This window comes from Streptomyces sp. NPDC059398 (genome assembly GCF_042751845.1).
Classification (GTDB): Bacteria; Actinomycetota; Actinomycetes; order Streptomycetales; family Streptomycetaceae; genus Streptomyces.
Genome location: NZ_JBHYWP010000120.1, coordinates 1 through 22293, shown reverse-complemented (window position 1 = coordinate 22293; position 22293 = coordinate 1). Strand labels below are relative to the sequence as shown.

Genomic DNA, 22293 nt, shown 5'->3' with positions numbered 1-22293 from the left:
GGCAACCCCCCGGCACCCCGCCGAGGCGCCGCGCGGGGGCCCACTCGCGGCGCATCCGATGTCATGTCAGCCGTCAGTGGTGACGGTGCCCCAGGCGCTCGACGTCCACGACCCGGCCGCGCGCGTCGCGCAGGGTCGCCGTGTCGACGCGGTCCCAGATCGGCGCGCGCCGGTTCTGGTAGACGTCGGTCCAGGTGTTACGGCCGTGACCGGTGTGGACCTTGACCGACTTGTGGGCACCCAGCCGCAGCGCCGGGAAGCGGTAGGAGTGGTGCTGCGCGTCGGTCAGCGTCCAGCCGCGCAGCTCCACCGCCCTGCGGGACTGGTTGGTGACGGTGATCCACTCCGCGTTCGCCCGGTTGTCGCGGTGGTGCCCGCGGCCGTGGCTGTCGACGTGGTGTACGGCGCCCACCACCACGGCCGAGCGCTCAGGGCGCGGGGCGGGGTGGTGGTGACCGGTGGCCGCCGCCGGGAAGGCAGCGGCGGCCAGCAGGGCCCCGGAGGCCAGAACAGCTGCGGCGAGACGGGAACCTGAAGACAAAGACGACATGGAACCCCCAGATCAGGGCATGCGCGGACCGTTCGGCCACGCATGGTGCAGATGAACTTCCGGCTCTGTGCCGGACATCCACACTCTGAACCGAGCTGGTTCCGATGTCCGGAGAACCTTCGCGACTTTACCGAAACCGGACAAAACACACACCGTCAGATCATCCGGCGCATACGCCCCCGCGCGCCCGCCCGGACGGCGCGCTCCTCGCGAGCCCCGCCCGCACCCCCTGACCCCCACCCCCGCGCCCCCGGTCGTCGCACAGCGGGCAACACCGGCATTCCGCCCCGCATTTGGTGACCGGTCGGCTACCGTGCGTAATGCGGCCCAGCCGGGCCTCAGGACACGACTCAGGACACAAGGGGACCTTGAGTGAACCGAACGCGCACCGTTCTCGCCGCGCTGACCGTCGCGGCGGCAACCGCCGCGGCGCCCGCCGCCGCGAGCACCGCCCCACCGGAGCACCAGGACCGGACAGCGGCCTCAGGACCTCAGCACGCGCCCTGCTCGGGCGAGTTCCGGGGTGACGCCCGGCTCGGGCCGCAGTGGCTCCCGTCGAAGCACGAGAAGCCGGTGGGGCCCCTGCTCAAGGGCTACCACCGGACCGGGAAGCTGTCGTCCGCGGACTTCCTCAAGAAGTACTGGGACGGCCCCGCGGAGTCGGGCGGCTGGAAGTACCCGCCGAACGACGGCTTCAAGGAGGTCAACGGGCAGGTGGACAAGGAGCCCGAGAAGCTGCGCACCGGTGAGCGCCTGGACCGCTTCGGCTCCGAGTACGGCGCCTATCTGGCGCCCGCCGGCGACGCGTACGCCAAGCGCGCGCTGCCCCCGCAGAGCCTCAGCACCCGGGACACCGCGGTGCCCTGCGACTACCACGTCTACCGGGTGGCCAAGCCGTTCTGGGTGTGGCAGGGCGGTATCGCGCCGTGGTTCGAGCAGCCCGGCAACGGGCAGCAGATCAAGCTCGACCCGGTCTTCCTGAACCCGGGCGAGGGCCAGCGCCTCAATGTGAAGTGGCTGCTCGACCACCACTACCTCGCCCAGGCCGCCGCCCCGGCAGGCGAGTAGCGCCGCCCATGGACCGCCACGAACTGCGTGCCGCGCTGCGCGACGCCGGAGTACCCGACGGCTACTACCGGATCGAGGGGGTCCATGAACCGGCCCCCACCCCCACCGACTTCCTCTATCTCAAACGGACCGAGGACGGTGGGGCGTGGGAGACCGGCGCGTACGAACGCGGCCTCTCCGAAGTCATCGGCCGGTACGCATCGGAACCGGAGGCCTGCGCGCATCTGCTGCGGCTGCTCGTCTGACCCCGCCCCTCCCCCGGGCCCGGGGCAGGCGCCGTGCGGGCCGCCGGTGACCAGGTCGCCGCCTACTGATCGCCCACGTCCCGCCGGTTGGACAGCGCCGACTCCGCGAGGGACGACAGGCCCTCGACGTAGACCGTGCCGTCCGGCGAGGGCCGTACGACGAGCCAGCCACGCGCGCCCAGGCTGCGCACCTGCCCCCGCACCTCGTCGCCGAGCTCGGCCGCGAGGTCGTCCTCCCGGGGCACGCTGCCCGCGTGCAGCTGCTCGCGGAGGTGGAGGAGCAGTGCCTCTTCCCGCGCGGTGATATTGAAGTCCATCCCTGGACGCTACGGCCCTCCGGGCGCCACCGCCCCCGGAGGGGGTGAACCCGTCCCGGTTCAGCCGGCCGGGTGGTCCAGCTTGGCCGCCAGCGCGGTGAACTGCGTCCATGTCAGCTTCGGCTTGCCCGGGTCCCAGAGCTTCTGGGCCGTCGCCCGCAGCGGCATCCTGATCCCCGCGGCGACCTGCGCCGGGGTCTGGGCGTTCGGGAAGTCGCCCCAGACGGCGAAGCCCCCGCCCACGATGAGGTGCGCGTACTTGGCGGGGACCGCCTTGGTGCCGCGCACCACCAGCGGGGTCCACTGTTCGTAGATCCGCTTGCCGGTCGGGTAGGTGAAGTCGTTCGGCTGGCCGAGCACGTAGTACAGGTACTCGTCGTTGAGGTTCACCACCTGGCGCCCCTCGCTCAGATACTCCTCGGGCGGCCGGGCCCCGAACTCCTTGCCCGTCCAGTACTCCACCTGGATGTTCTTGTCGGCCTTGGCCACTCCGCCGCGGAAGAACCCGTCGTTCCACGCCTGCGGTGTCCTGCCTGCCTTGCGGACGACCGCGGCCCGGTCGTTCAGCCAGGCCACCGCCAGGTCCTGGACCGTGCCCTTCGCGCCGTACTTCTTCCGGGCGAGTGCGGCCAACTGCGGGAAGGACGCCTCCGGGTTCTTCACCGTCAGCGCCTGGTACTCGTCGCCGCCGACGTTCCAGTACTGGCCGGGAAAGAGCTTCATGTACTCGCGCAGCAGCGAGTCGACGATCTGCGCGGCCTTCGGGTTCGACACGTCGACCGCACCCTTGACCGGCGTGCCGTCCGCCGTCTTCAGCTGGAGGTCCGGGTGCGCCTTGATCACCGCGCCCAGGTGCCCCGGCGAGTCGATCTCCGGGACGACCGTGATGTGCAGGCTGGAGGCGAGCGAGACGATCTTGTGGACCTGCGCCGTGGTGAGGTGGTCGGGCGAGACCACCTCGGGGTGGGAGGTGGAGGCGATACGGAAGCCCTGGTCGTCCGAGAAGTGCAGCCCCAGCTGGTTCAGCTTGAGGTCGGCCATCTCGTGCAGCCGGTCCTCGATCCAGGCGGCGTCGAACGGCTTGCGGGCGATGTCCAGGTTGAACCGCCGCTGCGCGGTGGCCGGCTGGTCGTGGACGACACCCTCGGGCACCTTCCCGTCGGCCTGCACGGACTGCTTGACGGTCCGGGTGCCGTAGAAGACGCCGGCCTCGTCGGGCCCGGTGATCAGGACCCGGCTGTCGCGGGCGCTGAGCGTGTACGACTCGGGCGGGGCCTTCTTGTCCGGCTTCAGCGCCAGTTCGATGTCGCCCGCGCGGGCCTTGCCCCCGTACGCGTAACCGATCTTCAGCTCGTGCGAGAGGAGCTTGCCCTCGTCGGTGAGGCCCTTGCAGCCCTTGTCGACCAGGACGCGGGAGCTCTTCCCCGGGTGCCAGCCGGGGCCGCGGGCCGGACCGTGCCGGCGTACCGCGGGGATGGCGCGGGGCGCGGCCGAGAGCGGGTAGTTCTTCGCCGACGGGTCGGACGACGGAGAGGTCACCGCCGAGCCGCGGCCCACCGGGCCGCTTCCCCCGTACGTGTCATCGTCCGGCCAGACCGTGACGGCGAGCGCGACGGCGGCGGCCGTGACGGTCAGGCCCACGGCGATGGGGACCGGTGCGTTGAGTTTTTTCATCAGTCCGAAACCTCCCGTGCACGGCTGAGCCGGGGTGACATGCCAGCCAGATCGTCCATCACGCGCCTTGAAACTCTCCCTTCCGGGTGAAAATCGCGCACCCGTCGGACGCTCCAGTCTGCGCCTCGATAACGTTGCGGCTCATTCACCGCCGTCATCCGACCCTCCTGTCGTGTTCGAGGAGCTCACGCTGTCCAGCGAGTCCCACGCCGGCCCTCCGAAGCGACCGCCGTCACTCCACCACAGAACGGACGGTCCGGCACGCCCAGCCATACCCGCGCAGAAGCGGGGCACCTCCGGACTCCACCGGTTCAACTCCGCACCCGCCGGCCATGCAGAGAGCGCCCTGCTGGGCTGCTGCGCCAGTCCCCGCTGGGCCCGGCGGCTGGCGGCCCACCGCCCCTACCCGGACCTGACGGCGCTGCTCGCCGCCTGCGACGAGGCGAGCTACGACCTGTCACCGGCCGAGCTCGCCCAGGCCCTGGCGGGGGAACCGGCCGCCGGGCCGCTGCACGGCCGGGCGCCGCGGGCCGCGCACACCGCACTGAGCGCCGCGCACACCGCGTACCGCAGCCGCTTCGGCCACGCCTTCGTGATCTGCCTGGACGACGTCCGCCCGTCGGAACACCTGGACCGGATGCTCGCAGGCATCCGTTCCCGGCTCTCGCACGAGCCCGACGAGGAGCGGTCGGTCGCCGCCGACGAGCTGCGCAGACTCGCCCGGGGGCGAATCGCCCGGCTTGTGGCGGATACGGGCCATGCCGGTAGCCCGTCCGTGGCTGTTTGATTGCCTGTTTGATCACACCGGAACCCCCCGGGCGAAGGAACCGACAAGTCGTCGCTACGATGGCCGGGGCCGGTGGACCGTACCCGGCCGGGCCAGACCGACACAGTTTCTCCCAGCGGGAGAGCTGGCGGCATGACCCCCGTCCCCCGCTCCCGGAGGGTTTTTCCGTGCCGGCTGGAACGCTGTACCGCGGCCGGGAAGGTATGTGGTCCTGGGTGGCTCATCGAGTCACCGGCGTCCTCATCTTCTTCTTCCTGTTCGTACACGTCCTGGACACTGCTCTCGTCCGTATTTCCCCCGAGGACTACGACAAGGTCATCGCTACCTACAAGACGCCGATCGTCGGCCTTCTTGAGTACGGCCTTGTCGCAGCGATCCTCTTCCACGCTCTGAACGGCCTGCGCATCATCGCCGTGGACTTCTGGTCCAAGGGCCCGCGCCACCAGAAGCAGATGCTGTGGTCGGTCGTGGGCATCTGGGTCCTGCTGATGATCGGGGCCATCTACCCCGTACTCGGCCACGCCGCACGCGAACTGTTCGGGAGCTGAGGACTGAATGTCTGCTGAGACCTCTTCCGCTGTCGGCCCCGTCGAGGGCGTCTCGCTCTTCGACGCCGACCACCCCGCGCCGCTCATCGAGGCCCCGCGCCAGCGCACCAAGAAGACGCCGAAGTCCACGCGCGGCAACTTCGAGATGTACGCCTGGCTCTTCATGCGCCTCTCCGGGATCGTCCTGGTCGTGCTGGTCCTCGGTCACCTGCTGATCCAGCTGGTGCTCGACGGCGGTGTGACCAAGATCGGCTTCGCCTTCGTGGCGGGCCGCTGGGCCTCGCCGTTCTGGCAGGGCTGGGACCTGCTGATGCTGTGGCTGGCGATGCTCCACGGCGCCAACGGCCTCCGTACCGTCATCAATGACTACGCGGAGCGCGTCGGTACGCGCCTGTGGCTCAAGGGCCTGCTGTACACCGCCACGGTGTTCACCATCCTGCTGGGCACGCTGGTGATCTTCACCTTCGACCCGAACATCTCCTAGAAGCCCGGGACCGAGGCGCTTTCATCATGAAGATCCACAAGTACGACACCGTCATCGTCGGGGCCGGCGGGGCCGGTATGCGCGCGGCCATCGAGTCGACGAAGCGCAGCCGCACCGCCGTGCTGACGAAGCTCTACCCGACCCGCTCCCACACCGGTGCCGCCCAGGGCGGCATGGCCGCGGCCCTCGCCAACGTCGAGGAGGACAACTGGGAGTGGCACACCTTCGACACGATCAAGGGCGGCGACTACCTGGTCGACCAGGACGCCGCCGAGATCCTGGCGAAGGAGGCCATCGACGCGGTCCTCGACCTGGAGAAGATGGGCCTGCCGTTCAACCGGACGCCCGCCGGGGAGATCGACCAGCGCCGCTTCGGCGGTCACTCCCGCAACCACGGTGAGGCCCCGGTCCGCCGTGCGTGCTACGCCGCGGACCGCACCGGCCACATGATCCTCCAGACCCTCTACCAGAACTGCGTCAAGGAGGGTGTGGAGTTCTTCAACGAGTTCTACGTCCTGGACCAGCTGCTGGTCGAGGTGGACGGCGTCAAGACCTCCGCGGGCGTCGTGGCCTACGAGCTGGCGACCGGCGAGATCCACGTCTTCCAGTCGAAGTCCGTGATCTACGCGTCGGGCGGCACCGGCAAGTTCTTCAAGGTCACGTCGAACGCGCACACCCTGACCGGGGACGGCCAGGCCGCCTGCTACCGCCGCGGTCTGCCCCTGGAGGACATGGAGTTCTTCCAGTTCCACCCGACGGGCATCTGGCGCATGGGCATCCTGCTGACGGAGGGCGCCCGCGGTGAGGGCGGCATCCTCCGCAACAAGGACGGCGAGCGCTTCATGGAGAAGTACGCGCCGGTCATGAAGGACCTCGCCTCCCGTGACGTCGTCTCCCGCTCCATCTACACGGAGATCCGGGAGGGCCGCGGCTGCGGTCCCGCCGGCGACCACGTGTACCTCGACCTGACGCACCTCCCGCCGGAGCAGCTGGACGCCAAGCTCCCGGACATCACGGAGTTCGCGCGTACGTACCTGGGCATCGAGCCGTACACCGACCCGATCCCGATCCAGCCCACCGCGCACTACGCCATGGGCGGCCTCCCGACGAACGTCCAGGGTGAGGTCCTCGCGGACAACACCACGGTCGTGCCCGGCCTGTACGCGGCCGGCGAGGTCGCCTGCGTCTCGGTGCACGGCGCCAACCGCCTGGGCACCAACTCGCTGCTCGACATCAACGTCTTCGGGCGCAGGTCGGGCATCGCGGCCGCCGAGTACGCGGCGAAGAACGGTTTCACCGAGCTTCCCGAGAACCCGGCCGCGCTGGTCGAGGCGCAGGTCGAGCGGTTGCGTGACTCGACCGGCACCGAGCGGGTCTCCGTGCTGCGCACCGAGCTCCAGGAGTGCATGGACGCCAATGTGATGGTGTTCCGTACCGAGCAGACGATCAAGACGGCCGTCGAGAAGATCGGCGAGCTGCGCGAGCGCTATCTGAACGTGTCGGTGCAGGACAAGGGCCGCCGGTTCAACACCGACCTCCTCGAAGCGATCGAGCTGGGCAACCTGCTGGACCTCGCCGAGGTCATGGCGACGTCCGCCCTGGCGCGCAAGGAGTCCCGCGGCGGTCACTACCGCGAGGACTTCCCCAACCGCGACGACGTCAACTTCATGCGCCACACCATGGCGTACCGCGAGGTGGGCGACGACGGCTCCGAGTCGATCCGGCTCGACTACAAGCCGGTCGTCCAGACCCGCTACCAGCCGATGGAGCGTAAGTACTGATGGCTACCCCGACCATGGACAAGGCCGAATCGGCCGGCAAGGCGGAGGCCGGTTTCGCCGACTCCCCCTTCATCACGGCCACCTTCCGGATCCGCCGGTTCAACCCGGAGATCTCGGACGAGGCGCAGTGGCAGGACTTCGAGGTCGAGATCGACCCGAAGGAGCGTGTGCTCGACGCCCTCCACAAGATCAAGTGGGAGCTCGACGGCACGCTGACCTTCCGCCGCTCCTGCGCGCACGGGGTCTGCGGTTCGGACGCGATGCGGATCAACGGCAAGAACAGGCTCGCCTGCAAGACGCTGATCAAGGACATCAACCCGGAGAAGCCGATCCTGATCGAGGCCATCAAGGGCCTCACGGTCCTCAAGGACCTCGTGGTCGACATGGACCCGTTCTTCCAGGCGTACCGCGATGTGATGCCCTTCCTCATCACCAGCGGCAACGAGCCGACGCGTGAGCGTCTGCAGTCCGCCGAGGACCGCGAGCGGTTCGACGACACCACCAAGTGCATCCTCTGCGCCGCGTGCACGTCGTCCTGCCCGGTGTTCTGGAACGACGGCCAGTACTTCGGCCCGGCCGCGATCGTCAACGCGCACCGTTTCATCTTCGACTCGCGTGACGAGGGCGGCGAGCAGCGCCTGGAGATCCTCAACGACAAGGACGGCGTGTGGCGTTGCCGTACGACGTTCAACTGCACGGACGCCTGCCCGCGCGGTATCGAGGTCACCAAGGCGATCCAGGAAGTGAAGCGCGCGCTCATCACCCGCCGCTTCTGACCCTTCCGGCCGCCCTCAGCGGCCACCACGAGGGCCCCGTCACCCGGTTTCCGGGCGGCGGGGCCCTCGGGCTTTCCGCCGGGTGTCCCGTCGCCGTGTGCGGGTCCCCTGTCGCCGGGCGCCCGGCCGGCGCCCCGTCGCCATGTGCCGTCCCGGCGGAGTGAGTTCATCGGTGCCTTCTGCCGCACACCCCTGTGTTGAACATGTTCAAAAGCAGGTCTACAGTTCATGACGTCAGCTTTTGAACGCGTTCAAGGGAGGGTGGGGCATGGACCTCACAGTTGTCGCGTACGTCGTCTACCTCGTCATCAGCGTCGCGCTGACCGTCTGGGTGGCCCGCACACTCAGCCACCACGGCCGGATCTTCCTCGCCGATGTGCTGAAGGGGAACGAGAAGCTCGCCGAGGCCGTCAACCACCTTCTGGTGGTGGGTTTCTACCTGGTGAACCTGGGCTTCGTGGCCCTGTACCTCCAGGACGGCGGCACCGTCGCCGACGCCCGGGGGGTCTTCGAGGCGCTGTCGACGAAACTCGGCGTCGTACTGCTCGTACTCGGCGGGATGCACCTCGGCAACGTCTACGCGCTCAACAAGTTCCGCCGGCGCGGGATCATGGAGCGCGAGCAGACTCCGCCGGTGCCGCCGCAGGGGTGGGTCGCGCCGGGCGCCGGGGCCTGAACGGCGATGAGTCAGCCCCATGACCTCTCCGTCAGGCGCCTGACCGTGCTGTACGACGCACAGTGCCCGCTCTGCGCCCATCTGCGGCACTGGCTGGGCGGACAGCGCCAGCTCGTCCCGCTCGATCTGGTGCCCGCCGCGTCGGCCGCGGCCAGGGAGCGGTTCCCCGGACTCGACCACGGCAGCACCCTCCGGGAGATCACGGTGATCGGCGACCGGGGCCAGATCTACCGGGGGCCGGCCGCCTGGATCGTCTGCCTCTGGGCGCTCGCCGCCCACCGGCCCAAGTCCTACTGGCTCGCCACCCCGGCAGGGGCGCCCTTCATCAGGGCCGCGATGCTCACGGCCGCCAAGTACCGCGAGGCCACAGCACCGCCCTGCGAGGAGCGGTGTGCGGTGCCCGGTTAGGCTCGGGCACCGTGACTGATGCGAAGCCCCCGAAGAGCGAGCAGACCCGGACGCTCATCCTCGAAACCGCGCTCCGGCTCTTCCAGGAGCGCGGTTACGACGGGACGACGATGCGGGTCATCGCCCGCGAGGCCGGGGTCTCCGTCGGGAACGCGTACTACTACTTCTCCGGCAAGGAACACCTGATCCAGGGGTTCTACGACCGTATCGGCGCCGAGCACCGGGCCGCGGTGCGCCCTGTGCTCGACCACGAGACCGATCTGGAGAAGCGGCTCACCGGGGTGCTGACGGCCTGGCTCGATGTCGCCGCCCCGTACCACGAGTTCGCCGCCCAGTTCTTCAAGAACGCGGCCGATCCGGAGAGCCCGCTGAGCCCCTTCTCGGCGGAGTCGGAGTCCGCCCGCGAGCTGGCCATCTCCCTCCACCGGGAGGTGCTCACCGGCGCGAAGGCGAAGATCCCCGGCGATCTGGCCGACGTACTGCCGGAGTTGATGTGGCTGTCGCAGATGGGGCTGGTCCTGTACTGGGTCTTCGACCGGTCACCCGAGCGGGAGCGCAGCAGGCGGCTCGCCGCGCGCGGGGCACGGCTCACCACCCGGGGCATCGCGCTGGCCCGGTTCCGGGTGCTGCGCCCGCTGGTCCACGACGTACACGAGCTGTTCACGGACTTCCTGCCGGGGATGGCGGAGACAGCGACGGCCCGCAAGAGGTCCTGAAGGGGCGCCCCGCCCGGGCCCCTACAGCCAGCCCAGTTCCCAGATCCGCCAGACGCCCGTACCGTCCGACAGATACTGCCCGCCCGACACGTCGTCGCTGGTCAGCACGTAGTCCTTGCGCTGCCAGAGCGGGATCAGCGGTACGTCCTGCGCGACGTCGTCCTGGAGCGCCTTGAAGTCGTCGGAGGTACGGCCCCGGTCGGTGAACTGCTGGGTGTGGCTGATCAGTCCGTCGACGGCCTTGCTGCTGTAGCCGTTGAAGAGGCTGTTGCCGGTGCCGACCAGGGGCTGCGCGTAGTTGTCGGCGTCCGGGTAGTCCGCGATCCAGCCGACCGCGTACGCGTCGAACTTGCCGAGCCGGTAGTCGTCCTGGAACTTCGTCCAGTCCGTCATCCCCTTGAGCTCGACCTTGAAGAGGCCGCCCTTCTCCAGCTGCGTCTTCAGCATCCGCGCCTCCTCGTCGGTGACGTTCGTGCTGGAGTACGCGTAGGTGAAGTGCACCGGGGTCTGCACACCGGCCTGCTGGACCAGCTGCCGGGCCGCCGCCACATCGACCTTCGGGTAGGCGTCGAAGAAGGCGGTGGTGTGGCCGGTGAAGCCCTGCGGGATCAGCGAGTAGAGCGGTTCGACCGTGCCGTTGTAGACCTTCTCGGACAGCTGCGCCCGGTCGACCAGGTCGGCCGCCGCCCGGCGGAGCCTGGTGTCGGCGAGCGCCGAACTCTTGCGGACGTTGAAGACCAGGTTGCGGGTCTCGCTGCCGGTCGCCTCGCTGACATGGGCGTCCGGGTCACTGGGCGAGAGCTTCGCCAGCGTGTCGGGCGTCATCACCCGGTGCGCGACGTCGATGGTCTTGTGCTTCCAGGCGGCGTCGAGCTGCGCGGGCTGCTTGAAGTAGTGGATCTCGACCGGAACGCCGGTCTTCTTGATCAGGCCCTTGTACTTCGGGTTCGGTTCCAGGACGGCGCTGACGCCGCTCTTGTAGGACTTCAGCACATAGGGCCCGGAGCCCACGACCGTACCGCCCTTGCGGCCCTTGTCCGCCGGGTACGCGGTGTGGTCGACGATGGCGCCGCCGCCGGTCGCGATCTTCGACGCGAAGGTGGCGTCACGGGACTTGAGGTGGAAGACGACCTTGTCGCCCGACGCGTCGACGTTCTTGAGCGTGGGGTACAGCGGGGCCGGGCCGTTCCCCTTCATCCGCAGCACCCGGTTGAAGGAGAATGCCGCGTCCTCCGCCGTGACCTTGTGGCCGTTCGAGAACGTCAGGTCGTCACGCATGGTGCAGGTGAAGGTACGCAGCGCGTCATCGGTGAACTCACAGCTGCGCGCGGCATCCGGGACCGGGGTGGAGGAACCGACGTTGAACGACATCAGCGACTGGAAGAGCCCGCTGTAGAGGGCCCAGGAGCCGGCGTCGTACGCCTGGGCCGGGTCCAGCGAGGAGACGACGTCGGTGGTTCCGATGACAATGGGTTTCTTCTTGCCGCCGTCGTCGGGAAGCAACTGCCAAGCGCCGACACCGGCACACGCCAGAACGACGCATATCGCCAGAATCCGCATTCGGATCGAACGCATTGTGCTGTACCCCTCAACCCACCCGTGGACGCGCGGACCGGCGCACGTCAGACCCAAGTCGGCGCCAACCCAACCACACGACTTTCACACGTGGAAGAGAAAATCTTCACGTAGGCCAAGTTGTTAGGCAACTTTCATCAAGGGCCGCACCTGCTCCGGCCTGCAGGTCCGGGCCCGGCGGGACGTGCTCCGTACCCCCGGGCGTACCCCATCGGCCGGCCGCTCGCGGCGGGGTCACATACTGGCAGGAACACCCCCACCGGCCGCGAAGGACGACGCCCCATGAAACTCAACCGCACCGCCTCCTGGTTCCTCGCAGCGTTCGGCGTGTGGTCGTGGGTGGTCTGGATCACCTTCGCGAAGAACCTGTTCAAGGACGCGAGCGGGCTCGCGTTCGACGACGGCAAACCCACCGCCTACCTCTGGATCCACCTGGCGCTCGCCATCGTCTCGTTCATCCTGGGCACGGTCATCGGGGTGCTGGGTCTCCGGGGTGTCCGGGCGCACCGGCGGGCCGCCGCGTAGGGGTTACCCGCGCGCGGCCGGGCGGGCCACCCCACGGTGTCGGTCCCCTGTGATCTGCCTGTAATTTCACCACCGTGCCTGCCGCTGAGAAGTCCGTTGACAATTCCGTTCAGAAATCCGCCGGAAAGAGCGCTGGAAAGAGCGCGAAAAGGACCGTACTGACGCTCATATCCGCCGCGTTGCTGCCCGCCCTCTGCGCCGTGCCCGCGTCGGCCGCGACCGCGACGGGCCCGAAACCGTCCGCCACCGGTACGCCGAAGACCTCCGGGGACGCGAAGACCTCCGGGGACGGAAAGACCTCCGGGGACGCGAAGACCGCACGGTCGGAGATCGGCGGGGCGCGGCTCGCCAGGACCGGCACCCAGGTGGAGCCCGGCCCCGGCGCACCTGCCCTGCCGAAGAAGCTCTCCGGTGAGTCCTGGATCGTGGCCGACGCCGAGTCCGGCGATGTCCTCGCCTCGCACGACGCCCACCGGCGGCTCGCCCCGGCGTCCACCCTCAAGATGCTGCTCGCGGACACCCTCCTGCCGAAGTTCCCGGCGGACATGACCCACAAGGTGGCGCCGTCCGACCTCGCGGGCATGGGCGAGGGCAGCAGCCTGGTCGGCATCAAGGAGAACCTCACCTACACGGTCCACGACCTGTGGCTCGGGGTCTTCCTCCGCTCCGGGAACGACGCCGTCCATGTGCTGGCCGCGATGAACCACGGCGTACCGAAGACCGTCCGCGACATGCAGGCGCACGCCGACGACCTCCGCGCCCTCGACACCCATGTGGTCTCGCCGGACGGGTACGACGAGCCCGGCCAGGTCTCCAGCGCGTACGACCTGACGCTCTTCGCCCGCAGCGGGCTGCAGAAGAAGGACTTCCGTACCTACTGCTCGACGGCGACCGCGCAGTTCCCCGGCGAGCAGAAGAAGGGCAAGAAGCGCGAGACCTTCGGGATCCAGAACACCAACCGCCTGCTGACCGGCGCCGACGGCGTCACCCAGTACAAGGGCATCGCGGGCGTCAAGAACGGCAACACCACCCACGCGGGCGCCACCTACACCGCGGTCGCCGAGCGCGGCGGCCATGTGCTGCTCGTCACCGTCATGAAGCCCCGTCCGACCGAGAGCCAGGCGGTCTACAAGGAGGCGGCCCGGCTGCTCGACTGGGGCTTCGCGTCCGAGGGCAAGGTCACGCCGGTCGGCGAACTGGTCGCGCCCGGCAGCTCCGCGGCGGGGCAGTCCGGTGGCGCGGCGAAGAGCGGCGGCGCCGGACACGACGGCAGGGACGGCGCCGGGACCGGGGGCACCAAGGGCTCCGCACCGGCCGCCGGAGCGCAGAAGGGCGGCTCCAGCGGGATGGGCACCGCCCTGGCGATCAGCGCAGGGGCGTTGCTCCTGTTGGCGGCCGGGGTGTTCCTGGTGAACCGCCGCTGGCCGCTGCCGGATCTGGTACGACGTTTTCCACGTCGCTGATCTCCTCGTCGTCGGAGTGCCCCGTCGCGGTCCAGGCCGCGCAGTAGAGGAGCAGTTTCACCGTGAAGCTGATCCACAGCAGCAGCGCGACGGGGACGCCGAAGGCGCCGTACATGCTCTTCGACGCGACGCCCTGGATATAGCCGCTGAGCAGCAGCTTGAGCAGTTCGAAGCCGAAGGCGCCGATGAGTCCCGCGGTGATCAGCCGGCGGCGGGGCGGCTCGACCCCGGGCAGCAGGGTCAGTACGTACAGGAGCACCAGGAAGTCGGCGAGTACGGCCAGTGCGAACGCCACGCCCTGGAGGAGCACGCTGCCCCAGCCGGTGTCCGTGATGCCGATGTGCCGGGCCGTCCAGTGGACCGCGCTGGAACCGACGGCCGACGCGCCGAACGAGACGAGCACGGCGCCGCCCGTCCCGAGCAGGATCCCCCCGTCCTTGAGCTTGCGCACGATGACGTTGCCCTCGTCCGCGTTGTCCAGCTCCCACACCGCACGCAGACAGTCCCGCATCGAGCCGACCCAGCCGATACCGGTGAAGAGCAGCGCCGCTCCGGCGACCACTCCGACCGTGCCCGCGTTCTGCACCAGCGTGTTGAGGTCCAGCTGGTCCGAGATCCCGGGCACCTGGCGGGCCAGCGCGCTCTGCAGGGAGTGCAGCCGGGAGGGGGTGAGCAGGGCGGCGCCGATCGCGGCACCGACCGTGATCAGCGGGAAGAGCGCCAGGAAACTGGTGAAGGTGATCGCGGCCGCGAGCCTCGTCCAGTGCACCCTGCCGAGGGTCTCGTACGAGCGCCACGCATGGGTGCGCGTCGCCCGTGCCACCCATGGGCCGATTCCGGGGAGCTTCGTCAGCCAGTCCATGGCGTACGCCTACCCTCACCACCGAAAACCAGCGTCCTCGTCCCCCAGAAGCGCAGGCAGGTGGCGAGTGCCATGCCGACGACCGCCCCGGAGACGGTGTCCGCGCGCGGGGACGTCAGCCCGAGCACGTAGTGCGAGACGGCGAGACAGAGCAGCTGGACGGCGGCGCCCGCGATGTTCACCCCGAAGAAGACGGTGTACTCGCGCCAGCCGACCCGCCGCCCGCGGTAGGTGCCGAAGGCGTTGCCGAGGTAGGCGACCGTGCAGCCGGCCAGGAAGGAGACCGACTTGGCGCTGATCGGCCCCCATCCGGCGCCGCTCCGCAGGGCGACGAAGAGGCCCAGGTCGGCGGCGTACGCGCAGAGTCCGGCGAGCGCGAAGCCCGCGATCTCACGGCGTCCGACAGTCATGGCGCACCCTTCCGGTCATGGTCCACCCCTCCCGTACCGCCTCACGTCCGGCTGGCCGTCCGGGCCGTCCCTCACAGACGGGCGACCGCGAGCGCGTACATGGCGATCCAGGCGACTGCGATCACGGCGAGCGCGCGGTCGCCCAGGATGACGTCCTCGGGGGCTCCGGCGGCGCCGCGGTCGGCGAAGACGGCGTACCGCAGGATGGAGAGGATGAAGGGGACCATCGACAGCTGGCGCCAGGGCAGCAGACCGGCGCCGGGCGGTCCGCTGCTCTCCATCGCCCAGAGGCAGTAGGCGAGCACGGCGACACCGGAGGCCAGCTGCCAGACGAAGCGCAGATATCCGGTGGTGTACTCGGAGAGCAGGGCGCGGGTCCGTCCGTCGCCCTCCATCTGGACGGCCTCGGAGTAGCGCTTGGCGCCGACCATGAAGAGCGCGCCGAACCCGGCGGTGATCAGGAACCAGCGCGAGAGCGGAATGCCGAGCGCCACCCCGCCGATCATGGCGCGCATCAGGAATCCGGTGGTGACCACGGTCAGGTCGACGACCAGGATGTGCTTCAGGCTGACGCAGTAGGCGAGTTGCATCACGATGTACGCGCAGAGCAGCGCGGCCGTCATGCCGTTGCAGAGGACGGCGGCTGCGGTGGTGGCCGCCACGGCGAGCAGGGCGCCGGCGGCGTAGGCGACGGGTACGGGCACCTGTCCGGCCGCCACCGGGCGCAGGCACTTGACCGGATGGGCCCGGTCGGCCTCGGCGTCCCGGGCGTCGTTGACCAGGTACACGGCGGACGCGGCGGCCGTGAACAGCACGAATATGAGACCCAGTTGGGTGACGGCACCCCGGGAGAGCGGCTCTCCGGCGGCGGCGGGCGCGGCGGCGACCAGGACGTTCTTGACCCACTGCCGGGGGCGGGCGGTCCTGAGCAGCCCCAGCGGCAGCCCGAGCGCCCCGGGCCGGCCGGGAACGGCGAGCGGCGGAGGTCTCGGCGGGCCCTCGGCGACGGGGCCGCCCTCGGGGAGCGGCGGCAGCTGGGCGACGGGCTCGCGCTCGGGGAGCAGCGGCAGCTGGGCGACGGGCTCGCGCTCGGGGAGCAGCGGCAGCTGGGCGACGGGCTCGCGCTCGGGGAACTGGGTGATCCGGGAGACGTCAGAGAGGTCGGACATAGGTGCCTCGCATCCATTTGGCGCCGAGCCCGGCGGTGACCCCGCCGAGCAGTGCCCCCGCGGCGACATCGGTCGGGTAGTGGACGCCGACGACCAGCCGGGAGACACACATCGCGGCGGCGAGCGGCGTGACGAGACGGCGGCCCGCGGGGCGCAGCGCGCCGAAGGCGACGGCGGCGGCCACCGCCGACGAGGCGTGCGAGCTGGGGAAGGAGTGCCGTCCGGCGGTGCGGACGAGGGGCGGCGGCCCTGCCGCGGGCCGGGGGCGGGGTCTGCGCACCACCCGCTTGACGCCCATGCTCACGAGATGGGCCGTGCCGATCAGCGCGGTGGCCCGTAACCAGGCGGTGCGCCGCTCACGGTCGGCGACCGCGCCGGTGAGTCCGGCGGCGAGCCAGAGCGCGCCGTGTTCCCCGCTGAGGGAGAGGGCGCGCGCGGCGCCGCCCACCCGTGGATCAGTACCGCAGTCGCGTATCGCCGACAGAAGCCGGCGATCGGTTTCTATGGACCGCACTGCCTCACCTCTCTCCGCTGATGGTTCCGCTGACTTCCGCACAGCCCTCTCCACGACGGGAAGGCTCTTATATGACATTGCCCGATAATCACGGCCATACTGGTTGACACTCCCTCAATCACCCATTTCCCCTCGCATCCGGGCGATACGGTCTCTTCCATGTCTGCCGAAACCACCGCGTCAGCGCGCGGCACCACGCCCGCGAGCCCGGCGAGCCCCACCAATCCGGCACACTCCGTGACCGCGGTGCGCGGAGGGAGCCCGGCGCGCGGAGGGAACCCGGTGCGCGGCGGGAGCCCGGTCCGCTCCCTGGGGGCCATGAGTTCGGTGGGCTCGGTGACGGGCTGGGGCCGTACCGCGCCGACGACGTCGCTGCTGGTCCGCCCGCGTACGTACGAGGAGGCGGCGGCAGCGGTGCTCGGCTGCGGGGCACGCGGCTCGATCCCGCGCGGGCTGGGCCGGGCCTACGGTGACGCCGCGCAGAACGCGGGCGGCGCCGTGCTCGACATGACAGGTCTCGACCGGATCCACTCCATCGACGCCCACACCGGCACCGTGGTCTGCGACGCGGGGGTGAGCCTGCACCGGCTGATGGAGGTGCTGCTGCCGCTGGGCTGGTTCGTGCCGGTGACCCCGGGGACCAGATATGTCACGGTGGGCGGCGCGATCGGCGCCGACATCCACGGCAAGAACCACCATGTGTCGGGCTCCTTCACCCGCCATGTCCGCTCGCTCGAACTGCTCACGGCGGACGGCACGGTGCACACGGCCGTACCCGGCACCGCGCTGTTCGACGCGACGGCCGGCGGGATGGGGCTGACCGGCGCCATCCTCACCGCGACGGTGCAGCTTCTGCCGGTGGGCACGTCCCTGATGTCGGTGGACACCGAGCGGGCCACCGATCTCGACGACCTGATGGCCCGTCTCACGGCGACCGACCACCGCTACCGCTACTCGGTGGCCTGGATCGATCTGCTGGCCCGCGGCGCCGCCACCGGGCGCTCGGTGCTGACCCGCGGCGACCACGCGCCCCTCGACGCGCTCCCGGCCCGCCTGCGGCGCGCGCCGCTGGCCTTCCGCCCCGCCACACTCCCCGCGCCCCCCTCCTTCGTCCCGGAAGGCCTGCTGGGCCGTACCTCCGTCTCGCTCTTCAACGAACTCTGGTACCGCAGGGCGCCCCGGCTGCGCACCGGGCAGATCCAGCGGCTCGCCTCCTTCTTCCACCCGCTCGACGGGGTCCCGCACTGGAACCGGGTCTACGGGCGCGGCGGCTTCGTCCAGTACCAGTTCGTCGTCGGGTACGGGCAGGAGGAGACCCTGCGCCGCATCGTGGGGCGTATCTCCCGGCGCCGCTGCCCCTCGTTCCTCGCGGTGCTGAAGCGCTTCGGCGAGGCCGACCCGGGCTGGCTCTCGTTCCCGGTGCCGGGGTGGACGCTCGCCCTGGACATCCCGGCGAACCTCGGCGGACTCGGGGCGTTCCTCGACACCCTGGACGAGGAGGTGGCGGGGGCGGGCGGCCGTGTCTACCTGGCGAAGGACTCCCGGCTGCGCCCGGAGCTGCTGGCCGCGATGTACCCGCGGCTCGGGGAGTTCCGGTCGCTGCGTGCGGAACTCGACCCGGGTGCGGTGTTCACATCCGACCTCTCCCGCCGCCTGGGCCTCTGACGGAGCGCCACGCCCTGCCCCGCCCCTCAGCCCCTGCCCCACACCCTCCGACCGCGAGCCCGAACCCCGACTCCCGAACCCCGACTCCCGTAACCCGTAACCCGACCCGAGGAAGCAGCCATGAAAGACGCATTCGGTGCCCCCCAGTCCCTGCTGATCCTCGGCGGTACGTCCGAGATCGCGCTGGCCACGGCCCGCCGCCTGGTGACCCGCCGTACCAGGACGGTCTGGCTGGCCGGCCGCCCGTCCCCCGCACTCGACGCGGCGGCCGAACACCTCCGCACCCTGGGCGCGGAGGTCCGTACGGCCGATTTCGACGCCCTGGACCCGGCCTCCCACGAGGAGACGCTGGGCAAGGTGTTCGCGGAGGGCGACATCGACATGGTGCTGCTCGCCTTCGGCCTGCTGGGCGATCAGGCACGCGACGAGAGCGCCCCGCTGTCGGCGGTCAGAGTCGCGCAGACCAACTACACCGGTGCGGTCTCCGCCGGCCTGATCTGCGCGAAAGCGCTCCAGGGACAGGGCCACGGCTCCCTGGTGGTGCTCTCGTCGGTGGCGGGCGAGCGTGCCCGCCGGGCCAACTTCATCTACGGATCGAGCAAGGCGGGCCTCGACGCGTTCGCCCAGGGACTCGGCGACGCCCTGCACGGGACCGGTGTCCATGTGATGGTGGTGCGCCCCGGCTTCGTCCGCTCGAAGATGACGACGGGGCTTGAGGAGGCTCCGCTGGCCACCACGCCGGAGGCGGTGGCGCTGGCCATCGAGACGGGGCTGCGCCGCCGGTCGGAGACCGTCTGGGTGCCGGGTGCGCTGCGGCTGGTGATGTCGGCCGTCCGGCACGTCCCGAGGCCGCTGTTCAGGCGGCTCCCGGTCTGAGCGGAGCCCGTCCGTCCGGAGCCCCGGCCGGAGCGGACCTCAGGAAACGGGCGGCGCGGGCCTCAGGGGATGGACGGCGCGGCGGGTGCTTCGCGCGAGACGCTCGGCCCGGGGACCACACCACCCCCGCCGCCGAACACGTACTCGCGCAGCTTCCGCCACACGCCGTCCGCCCCCTGCTCGTACAGCGCGAAGGAGCCGCAGGTCCAGGTCGCCTCGAAAGCGGCGAGCGCCTCGTACGCCCGGTCCATCTCCTCGTCCGAGATGGCGTGCGCGACCGTCACATGCGGGTGGTACGGAAACTGCAGCTCACGCACGAGCGGCCCCGAGGCGTCCCTGATCTGCTGCTGAAGCCAGGAACAGGCCGAACCGCCCGTCACCACCTGGACGAAGACGACCGGTGAGAGCGGGCGGAACGTGCCCGTCCCGTACAGCCGCATCGGGAACGCCCGGTTGGCGGCGGCGACCGAGGCGAGATGGGCCTCGATCGCGGGCAGCGACGCGGCGTCGGCCTCCGTGGGCGGGACGAGGGTGACGTGGGTCGGGATGCCGTGCGCGGCAGAGTCCCCGAAGCCCGCGCGCTGCTTCTGGAGCAGGCTGCCGTACGGCTCCGGGACCGCGATCGAAACGCCGAGCGTTACGGTCCCCACGTCGTTCTCCTCCGCTGTCGGATGCGCTGCCTGATGCTTCCGGATGCCTGCCGGACCATTATGCGAGCAGTGTGGCGGGCCCCCGACCCTCTGACCAGAGTCCAAGGTCACAGGCCCCGGGGTCAGTGCTTGGCGGGCAGGAACCCCAGTCGTTCGTACGCCTGGGCCAGCGTCTCGGCGGCGACCGTACGGGCCTTCTCCGCCCCTTTGGCGAGAAGCGAGTCCAGCGTCTCCGGGTCGTCCAGGTACTCCTGGGTGCGGGTCCTGAACGGTGTGACGAAGTCGGCGACGATCTCGGCCAGATCGGTCTTGAGCGCGCCGTACATCTTGCCCTCGTACTGCTGCTCCAGGTCGGCGATGCTCGTGCCGGTGAGCGTCGAGTTGATGGTCAGCAGGTTCGACACGCCGGGCTTCGCCACCGGGTCGTAGCGGATCACCGTGTCGGTGTCGGTCACCGCGCTCTTGACCTTCTTCACGGAGACCTTCGGCTCGTCGAGCAGGCTGATCAGGCCCTTGGGCGAGGCAGCCGACTTGCTCATCTTGGCCGAGGGGTCCTGGAGGTCGTAGATCTTCGCCGTCTCCTTGAGGATGTACGGCTCCGGAACCGTGAAGGTCGCACCGAACCGGCTGTTGAACCGGTCGGCGAGGTCCCGGGTCAGCTCGACGTGCTGGCGCTGGTCCTCACCCACGGGGACCTGGTTGGCCTGGTAGAGCAGGATGTCGGCGACCTGAAGGATGGGGTACGTGAAGAGGCCGACGGTCGCACGGTCGGCGCCCTGCTTGGCCGACTTGTCCTTGAACTGGGTCATCCGGCTGGCCTCGCCGAAGCCGGCCAGGCAGTTCATGACCCAGCCGAGCTGGGCGTGCTCCGGCACATGGCTCTGCACGAAGAGCGTGCACCGCTCGGGGTCGATACCGGACGCGAGGAGCTGGGCGGCGGCGAGCCGGGTGTTCGCCCGCAGTTCGGCGGGGTCCTGCGGGACGGTGATCGCGTGCAGATCGACGACCATGTAGTACGCGTCGTGCGACTCCTGCAGGGCTACCCACTGGCGCACGGCGCCGAGGTAGTTGCCGAGGTGGAACGAGCCTGACGTGGGCTGGATCCCGGAGAGCACCCGGGGACGGTCTGAGGCCATGTACAGCATTCTCTCAGGTGCGGAACCGATCTCCGTCGCGCGGTGTATGAAAGATGTGAGAACGCGGGAGGGGAGCCACGTCGCCGTTGCCGACGGGGCCACAGAGAGAGACACGGCCACGGACACGGCGGTGGACGAGGCCGGCACGGACACCACAGTGGTGGACGGGACCGGCACGGACACCGCAGCGGTGGACGAGGCCGGAGTGATCGCGCGCGTGCGGGCAGGAGACGCCCAGGCGTACGCCGAGCTGGTGCGCGCGTACACGGGGATCGCGTTACGCGCGGCGACCGCGTTCGGGGCGGGCGCGGAGGCGGAGGACGTGGTGCAGTCGGCCTTCTTCAAGGCCTACCGGGCACTGGCGGACTTCAAGCCGGGCGCGTCGTTCCGTCCCTGGCTGCTACGGATCGTCATGAACGAGACGCGGAACACACTGCGCTCGGCGGGACGACTGCGATCAGCCGCACGCCGCGAGGCCGCACTGGCGGAGGCGGAGCCACTGATACCGGAGTCGGCGGACCCCGCAGTGGCCGCGCTGCGGCAGGAGCGCCGTGCGCTGCTGCTGGCGGCACTGGACCGGCTCAGCACCGAGCAGCGGCTCGCTGTGACGTACCGCTATCTGCTGGAGATGGACGAGGCGGAGACGGCGCAGGCGCTGGGCTGGCCACGGGGCACGGTGAAGTCCCGGCTGAACCGAGCCCTGAAGAAGCTGAGCAAACTGCTTCCGCCACCGGAGAGCAGCCGTCCGCCGGACGAGGAGGGGAACGGGCACGGGAACGGGACGGTGCGTGGGAACGGACGCGGGAGCGAGCGGAGGAGCGGCAGCGCGCGAGGGGCGCGAAGCACTTGAAGGGGGTCCGGGACGTAGAGGGGTCCCGGGACGGACGACTGAGCGGGGACGTGGACGGAGTGGTGGACGTGGACGGAGTCGTGAACGTGAAGGGAGCCGTGAACGTGAAGGGTGTCAGGGATGCCAGGGCGTGAAAAATGTCAGGGCGTGAGGCGGTGTCAGAAGTGACGCGGGACATGCGCGACAAAGGTGCGTGCGGACGGCGTGATCCGGATCCGCGGCTCACCGCCGAGTTGCGGGCCCTGGGCCGCACGCTCGACGGCCGGAACGGAAGCGGAGAGCCCGCCGGGCCGGGCGGTGTGTCGGACGAGCGTGGGCGGACAGGGCCGGGCGGATCGCGGCGGGTCGAGTCGGACAGGGTGCCGGGCAGGCCGGGTGGACCGGGTGGGGCGTGGCCCGGGGAGTCGATGGCGGAGCGGGTGCTGGCGCGGATCGTGGCCGAGGGGGTGCCGGTCCCGGGCCGGGGGGGTGGGCCGGGCCCCCGGCCGCGCGCGCGCGGGGGGGGTCGCGCGCGCGGGGGCGCGCGCGCGCTCGGGCCCCCCCCCCGGCCCAGGCCCGGCTCAGGCCC

Annotated in this window: 25 protein-coding genes; 15 read left to right on the top strand and 10 right to left on the bottom strand. The window is 70.3% G+C overall.

What is annotated here, in order from left to right; translation table 11 throughout:
- Positions 1-73 precede the first annotated feature (73 nt).
- On the bottom strand, positions 74-550 hold the full coding sequence (locus ACFXBC_RS31015; RefSeq protein ID WP_385031951.1) for a lamin tail domain-containing protein: 477 nt from the start codon (positions 548-550) through the stop codon (positions 74-76).
- Between the two features lie 372 nt (positions 551-922).
- Here ACFXBC_RS31015 and ACFXBC_RS31010 point away from each other — a divergent pair, with 372 nt between their 5' ends.
- A complete protein-coding gene (locus tag ACFXBC_RS31010) occupies positions 923-1618 on the top strand; it encodes a TNT domain-containing protein (RefSeq protein ID WP_385031948.1) in 696 nt (231 codons plus the stop codon).
- Between the two features lie 8 nt (positions 1619-1626).
- Positions 1627-1863, top strand: a complete 237-nt coding sequence (locus ACFXBC_RS31005) for a hypothetical protein (RefSeq protein ID WP_385031945.1) — start codon at positions 1627-1629, stop codon at positions 1861-1863.
- Positions 1864-1925: 62 nt separating this feature from the next.
- Here ACFXBC_RS31005 and ACFXBC_RS31000 read toward each other — a convergent pair whose 3' ends face one another.
- Together ACFXBC_RS31000 and ACFXBC_RS30995 are read right to left on the bottom strand one after the other, a co-directional pair.
- Positions 1926-2180 carry a hypothetical protein gene (locus ACFXBC_RS31000; protein WP_385031942.1) on the bottom strand — a complete coding sequence of 85 codons (255 nt, stop codon included), beginning with the start codon at positions 2178-2180 and terminating at the stop codon, positions 1926-1928.
- A 60-nt stretch (positions 2181-2240) separates the two neighbouring features.
- Positions 2241-3854, bottom strand: coding sequence for a glycoside hydrolase family 20 protein (locus ACFXBC_RS30995; RefSeq protein WP_385031940.1), 1614 nt, complete (start codon positions 3852-3854; stop codon positions 2241-2243).
- A gap of 172 nt (positions 3855-4026) precedes the next feature.
- Here ACFXBC_RS30995 and ACFXBC_RS30990 point away from each other — a divergent pair, with 172 nt between their 5' ends.
- The 8 genes from ACFXBC_RS30990 (at position 4027) to ACFXBC_RS30955 (ending at position 10030) form a co-directional block, all read left to right on the top strand.
- Positions 4027-4641: a 2-oxo-4-hydroxy-4-carboxy-5-ureidoimidazoline decarboxylase gene (locus ACFXBC_RS30990; protein WP_385031938.1), complete on the top strand. Its 615-nt coding sequence runs from the start codon at positions 4027-4029 to the stop codon at positions 4639-4641.
- A 167-nt stretch (positions 4642-4808) separates the two neighbouring features.
- Positions 4809-5189 (top strand): succinate dehydrogenase, cytochrome b556 subunit, encoded by a 381-nt coding sequence (gene sdhC, locus ACFXBC_RS30985; RefSeq protein WP_385031936.1) that lies wholly within the window; start codon positions 4809-4811, stop codon positions 5187-5189.
- Between the two features lie 7 nt (positions 5190-5196).
- On the top strand, positions 5197-5673 hold the full coding sequence (locus tag ACFXBC_RS30980; RefSeq protein ID WP_385031934.1) for a succinate dehydrogenase hydrophobic membrane anchor subunit: 477 nt from the start codon (positions 5197-5199) through the stop codon (positions 5671-5673).
- Between the two features lie 26 nt (positions 5674-5699).
- Positions 5700-7454 carry a succinate dehydrogenase flavoprotein subunit gene (sdhA, locus tag ACFXBC_RS30975; RefSeq protein WP_385031931.1) on the top strand — a complete coding sequence of 585 codons (1755 nt, stop codon included), beginning with the start codon at positions 5700-5702 and terminating at the stop codon, positions 7452-7454.
- Positions 7454-8230 carry a succinate dehydrogenase iron-sulfur subunit gene (locus ACFXBC_RS30970; RefSeq protein ID WP_385031928.1) on the top strand — a complete coding sequence of 259 codons (777 nt, stop codon included), beginning with the start codon at positions 7454-7456 and terminating at the stop codon, positions 8228-8230. Before sdhA ends, ACFXBC_RS30970 begins: the two co-directional genes overlap by 1 nt.
- A 268-nt stretch (positions 8231-8498) precedes the next feature.
- Positions 8499-8906 carry a hypothetical protein gene (locus ACFXBC_RS30965; protein ID WP_385031925.1) on the top strand — a complete coding sequence of 136 codons (408 nt, stop codon included), beginning with the start codon at positions 8499-8501 and terminating at the stop codon, positions 8904-8906.
- Between the two features lie 6 nt (positions 8907-8912).
- Entirely contained in the window at positions 8913-9314 is a 402-nt protein-coding gene (locus tag ACFXBC_RS30960) for a thiol-disulfide oxidoreductase DCC family protein (protein WP_385031922.1), read from the top strand.
- Positions 9315-9325: 11 nt separating this feature from the next.
- On the top strand, positions 9326-10030 hold the full coding sequence (locus ACFXBC_RS30955; RefSeq protein WP_385031919.1) for a TetR family transcriptional regulator: 705 nt from the start codon (positions 9326-9328) through the stop codon (positions 10028-10030).
- 21 nt (positions 10031-10051) lie between these two features.
- On the opposite strand, the gene ACFXBC_RS30950 is transcribed toward ACFXBC_RS30955, so the two are convergent.
- Positions 10052-11605, bottom strand: a complete 1554-nt coding sequence (locus ACFXBC_RS30950; protein ID WP_385031917.1) for an ABC transporter substrate-binding protein — start codon at positions 11603-11605, stop codon at positions 10052-10054.
- A 282-nt stretch (positions 11606-11887) separates the two neighbouring features.
- On the opposite strand from ACFXBC_RS30950, the gene ACFXBC_RS30945 reads away from it, so the two are divergent.
- Positions 11888-12130, top strand: a complete 243-nt coding sequence (locus ACFXBC_RS30945; protein WP_385031914.1) for an SCO4848 family membrane protein — start codon at positions 11888-11890, stop codon at positions 12128-12130.
- A gap of 74 nt (positions 12131-12204) precedes the next feature.
- Positions 12205-13593: a D-alanyl-D-alanine carboxypeptidase family protein gene (locus tag ACFXBC_RS30940; protein ID WP_385031911.1), complete on the top strand. Its 1389-nt coding sequence runs from the start codon at positions 12205-12207 to the stop codon at positions 13591-13593.
- Here ACFXBC_RS30940 and ACFXBC_RS30935 read toward each other — a convergent pair.
- From ACFXBC_RS30935 to ACFXBC_RS30920, 4 genes are all read right to left on the bottom strand, one after another.
- Positions 13496-14455: a YihY/virulence factor BrkB family protein gene (locus tag ACFXBC_RS30935; RefSeq protein ID WP_385031908.1), complete on the bottom strand. Its 960-nt coding sequence runs from the start codon at positions 14453-14455 to the stop codon at positions 13496-13498. The genes ACFXBC_RS30940 and ACFXBC_RS30935 overlap by 98 nt on opposite strands.
- Complete coding sequence (locus ACFXBC_RS30930) at positions 14443-14865, bottom strand: GtrA family protein (protein ID WP_385031905.1); 423 nt, start codon at positions 14863-14865, stop codon at positions 14443-14445. Before ACFXBC_RS30930 ends, ACFXBC_RS30935 begins: the two co-directional genes overlap by 13 nt.
- Before the next feature lie 71 nt (positions 14866-14936).
- On the bottom strand, positions 14937-16034 hold the full coding sequence (locus ACFXBC_RS30925) for a decaprenyl-phosphate phosphoribosyltransferase (protein WP_385031902.1): 1098 nt from the start codon (positions 16032-16034) through the stop codon (positions 14937-14939).
- Positions 16018-16548 (bottom strand): phosphatase PAP2 family protein, encoded by a 531-nt coding sequence (locus ACFXBC_RS30920; protein WP_385031899.1) that lies wholly within the window; start codon positions 16546-16548, stop codon positions 16018-16020. Before ACFXBC_RS30920 ends, ACFXBC_RS30925 begins: the two co-directional genes overlap by 17 nt.
- A 318-nt stretch (positions 16549-16866) precedes the next feature.
- On the opposite strand from ACFXBC_RS30920, the gene ACFXBC_RS30915 reads away from it, so the two are divergent.
- Positions 16867-18213, top strand: a complete 1347-nt coding sequence (locus ACFXBC_RS30915) for an FAD-binding protein (RefSeq protein WP_385031957.1) — start codon at positions 16867-16869, stop codon at positions 18211-18213.
- A gap of 120 nt (positions 18214-18333) precedes the next feature.
- Positions 18334-19089, top strand: a complete 756-nt coding sequence (locus ACFXBC_RS30910; protein ID WP_385031896.1) for a decaprenylphospho-beta-D-erythro-pentofuranosid-2-ulose 2-reductase — start codon at positions 18334-18336, stop codon at positions 19087-19089.
- 62 nt (positions 19090-19151) lie between these two features.
- Here ACFXBC_RS30910 and ACFXBC_RS30905 read toward each other — a convergent pair whose 3' ends face one another.
- Together ACFXBC_RS30905 and trpS are read right to left on the bottom strand one after the other, a co-directional pair.
- Complete coding sequence (locus tag ACFXBC_RS30905; protein ID WP_385031893.1) at positions 19152-19739, bottom strand: 2'-5' RNA ligase family protein; 588 nt, start codon at positions 19737-19739, stop codon at positions 19152-19154.
- 122 nt (positions 19740-19861) lie between these two features.
- Positions 19862-20875 carry a tryptophan--tRNA ligase gene (gene trpS / locus ACFXBC_RS30900; RefSeq protein WP_385031890.1) on the bottom strand — a complete coding sequence of 338 codons (1014 nt, stop codon included), beginning with the start codon at positions 20873-20875 and terminating at the stop codon, positions 19862-19864.
- Between the two features lie 205 nt (positions 20876-21080).
- Between trpS and ACFXBC_RS30895 the strand changes: the two genes are divergently transcribed.
- On the top strand, positions 21081-21725 hold the full coding sequence (locus ACFXBC_RS30895; protein ID WP_385031954.1) for an RNA polymerase sigma factor: 645 nt from the start codon (positions 21081-21083) through the stop codon (positions 21723-21725).
- Positions 21726-22293: the final 568 nt, after the last annotated feature.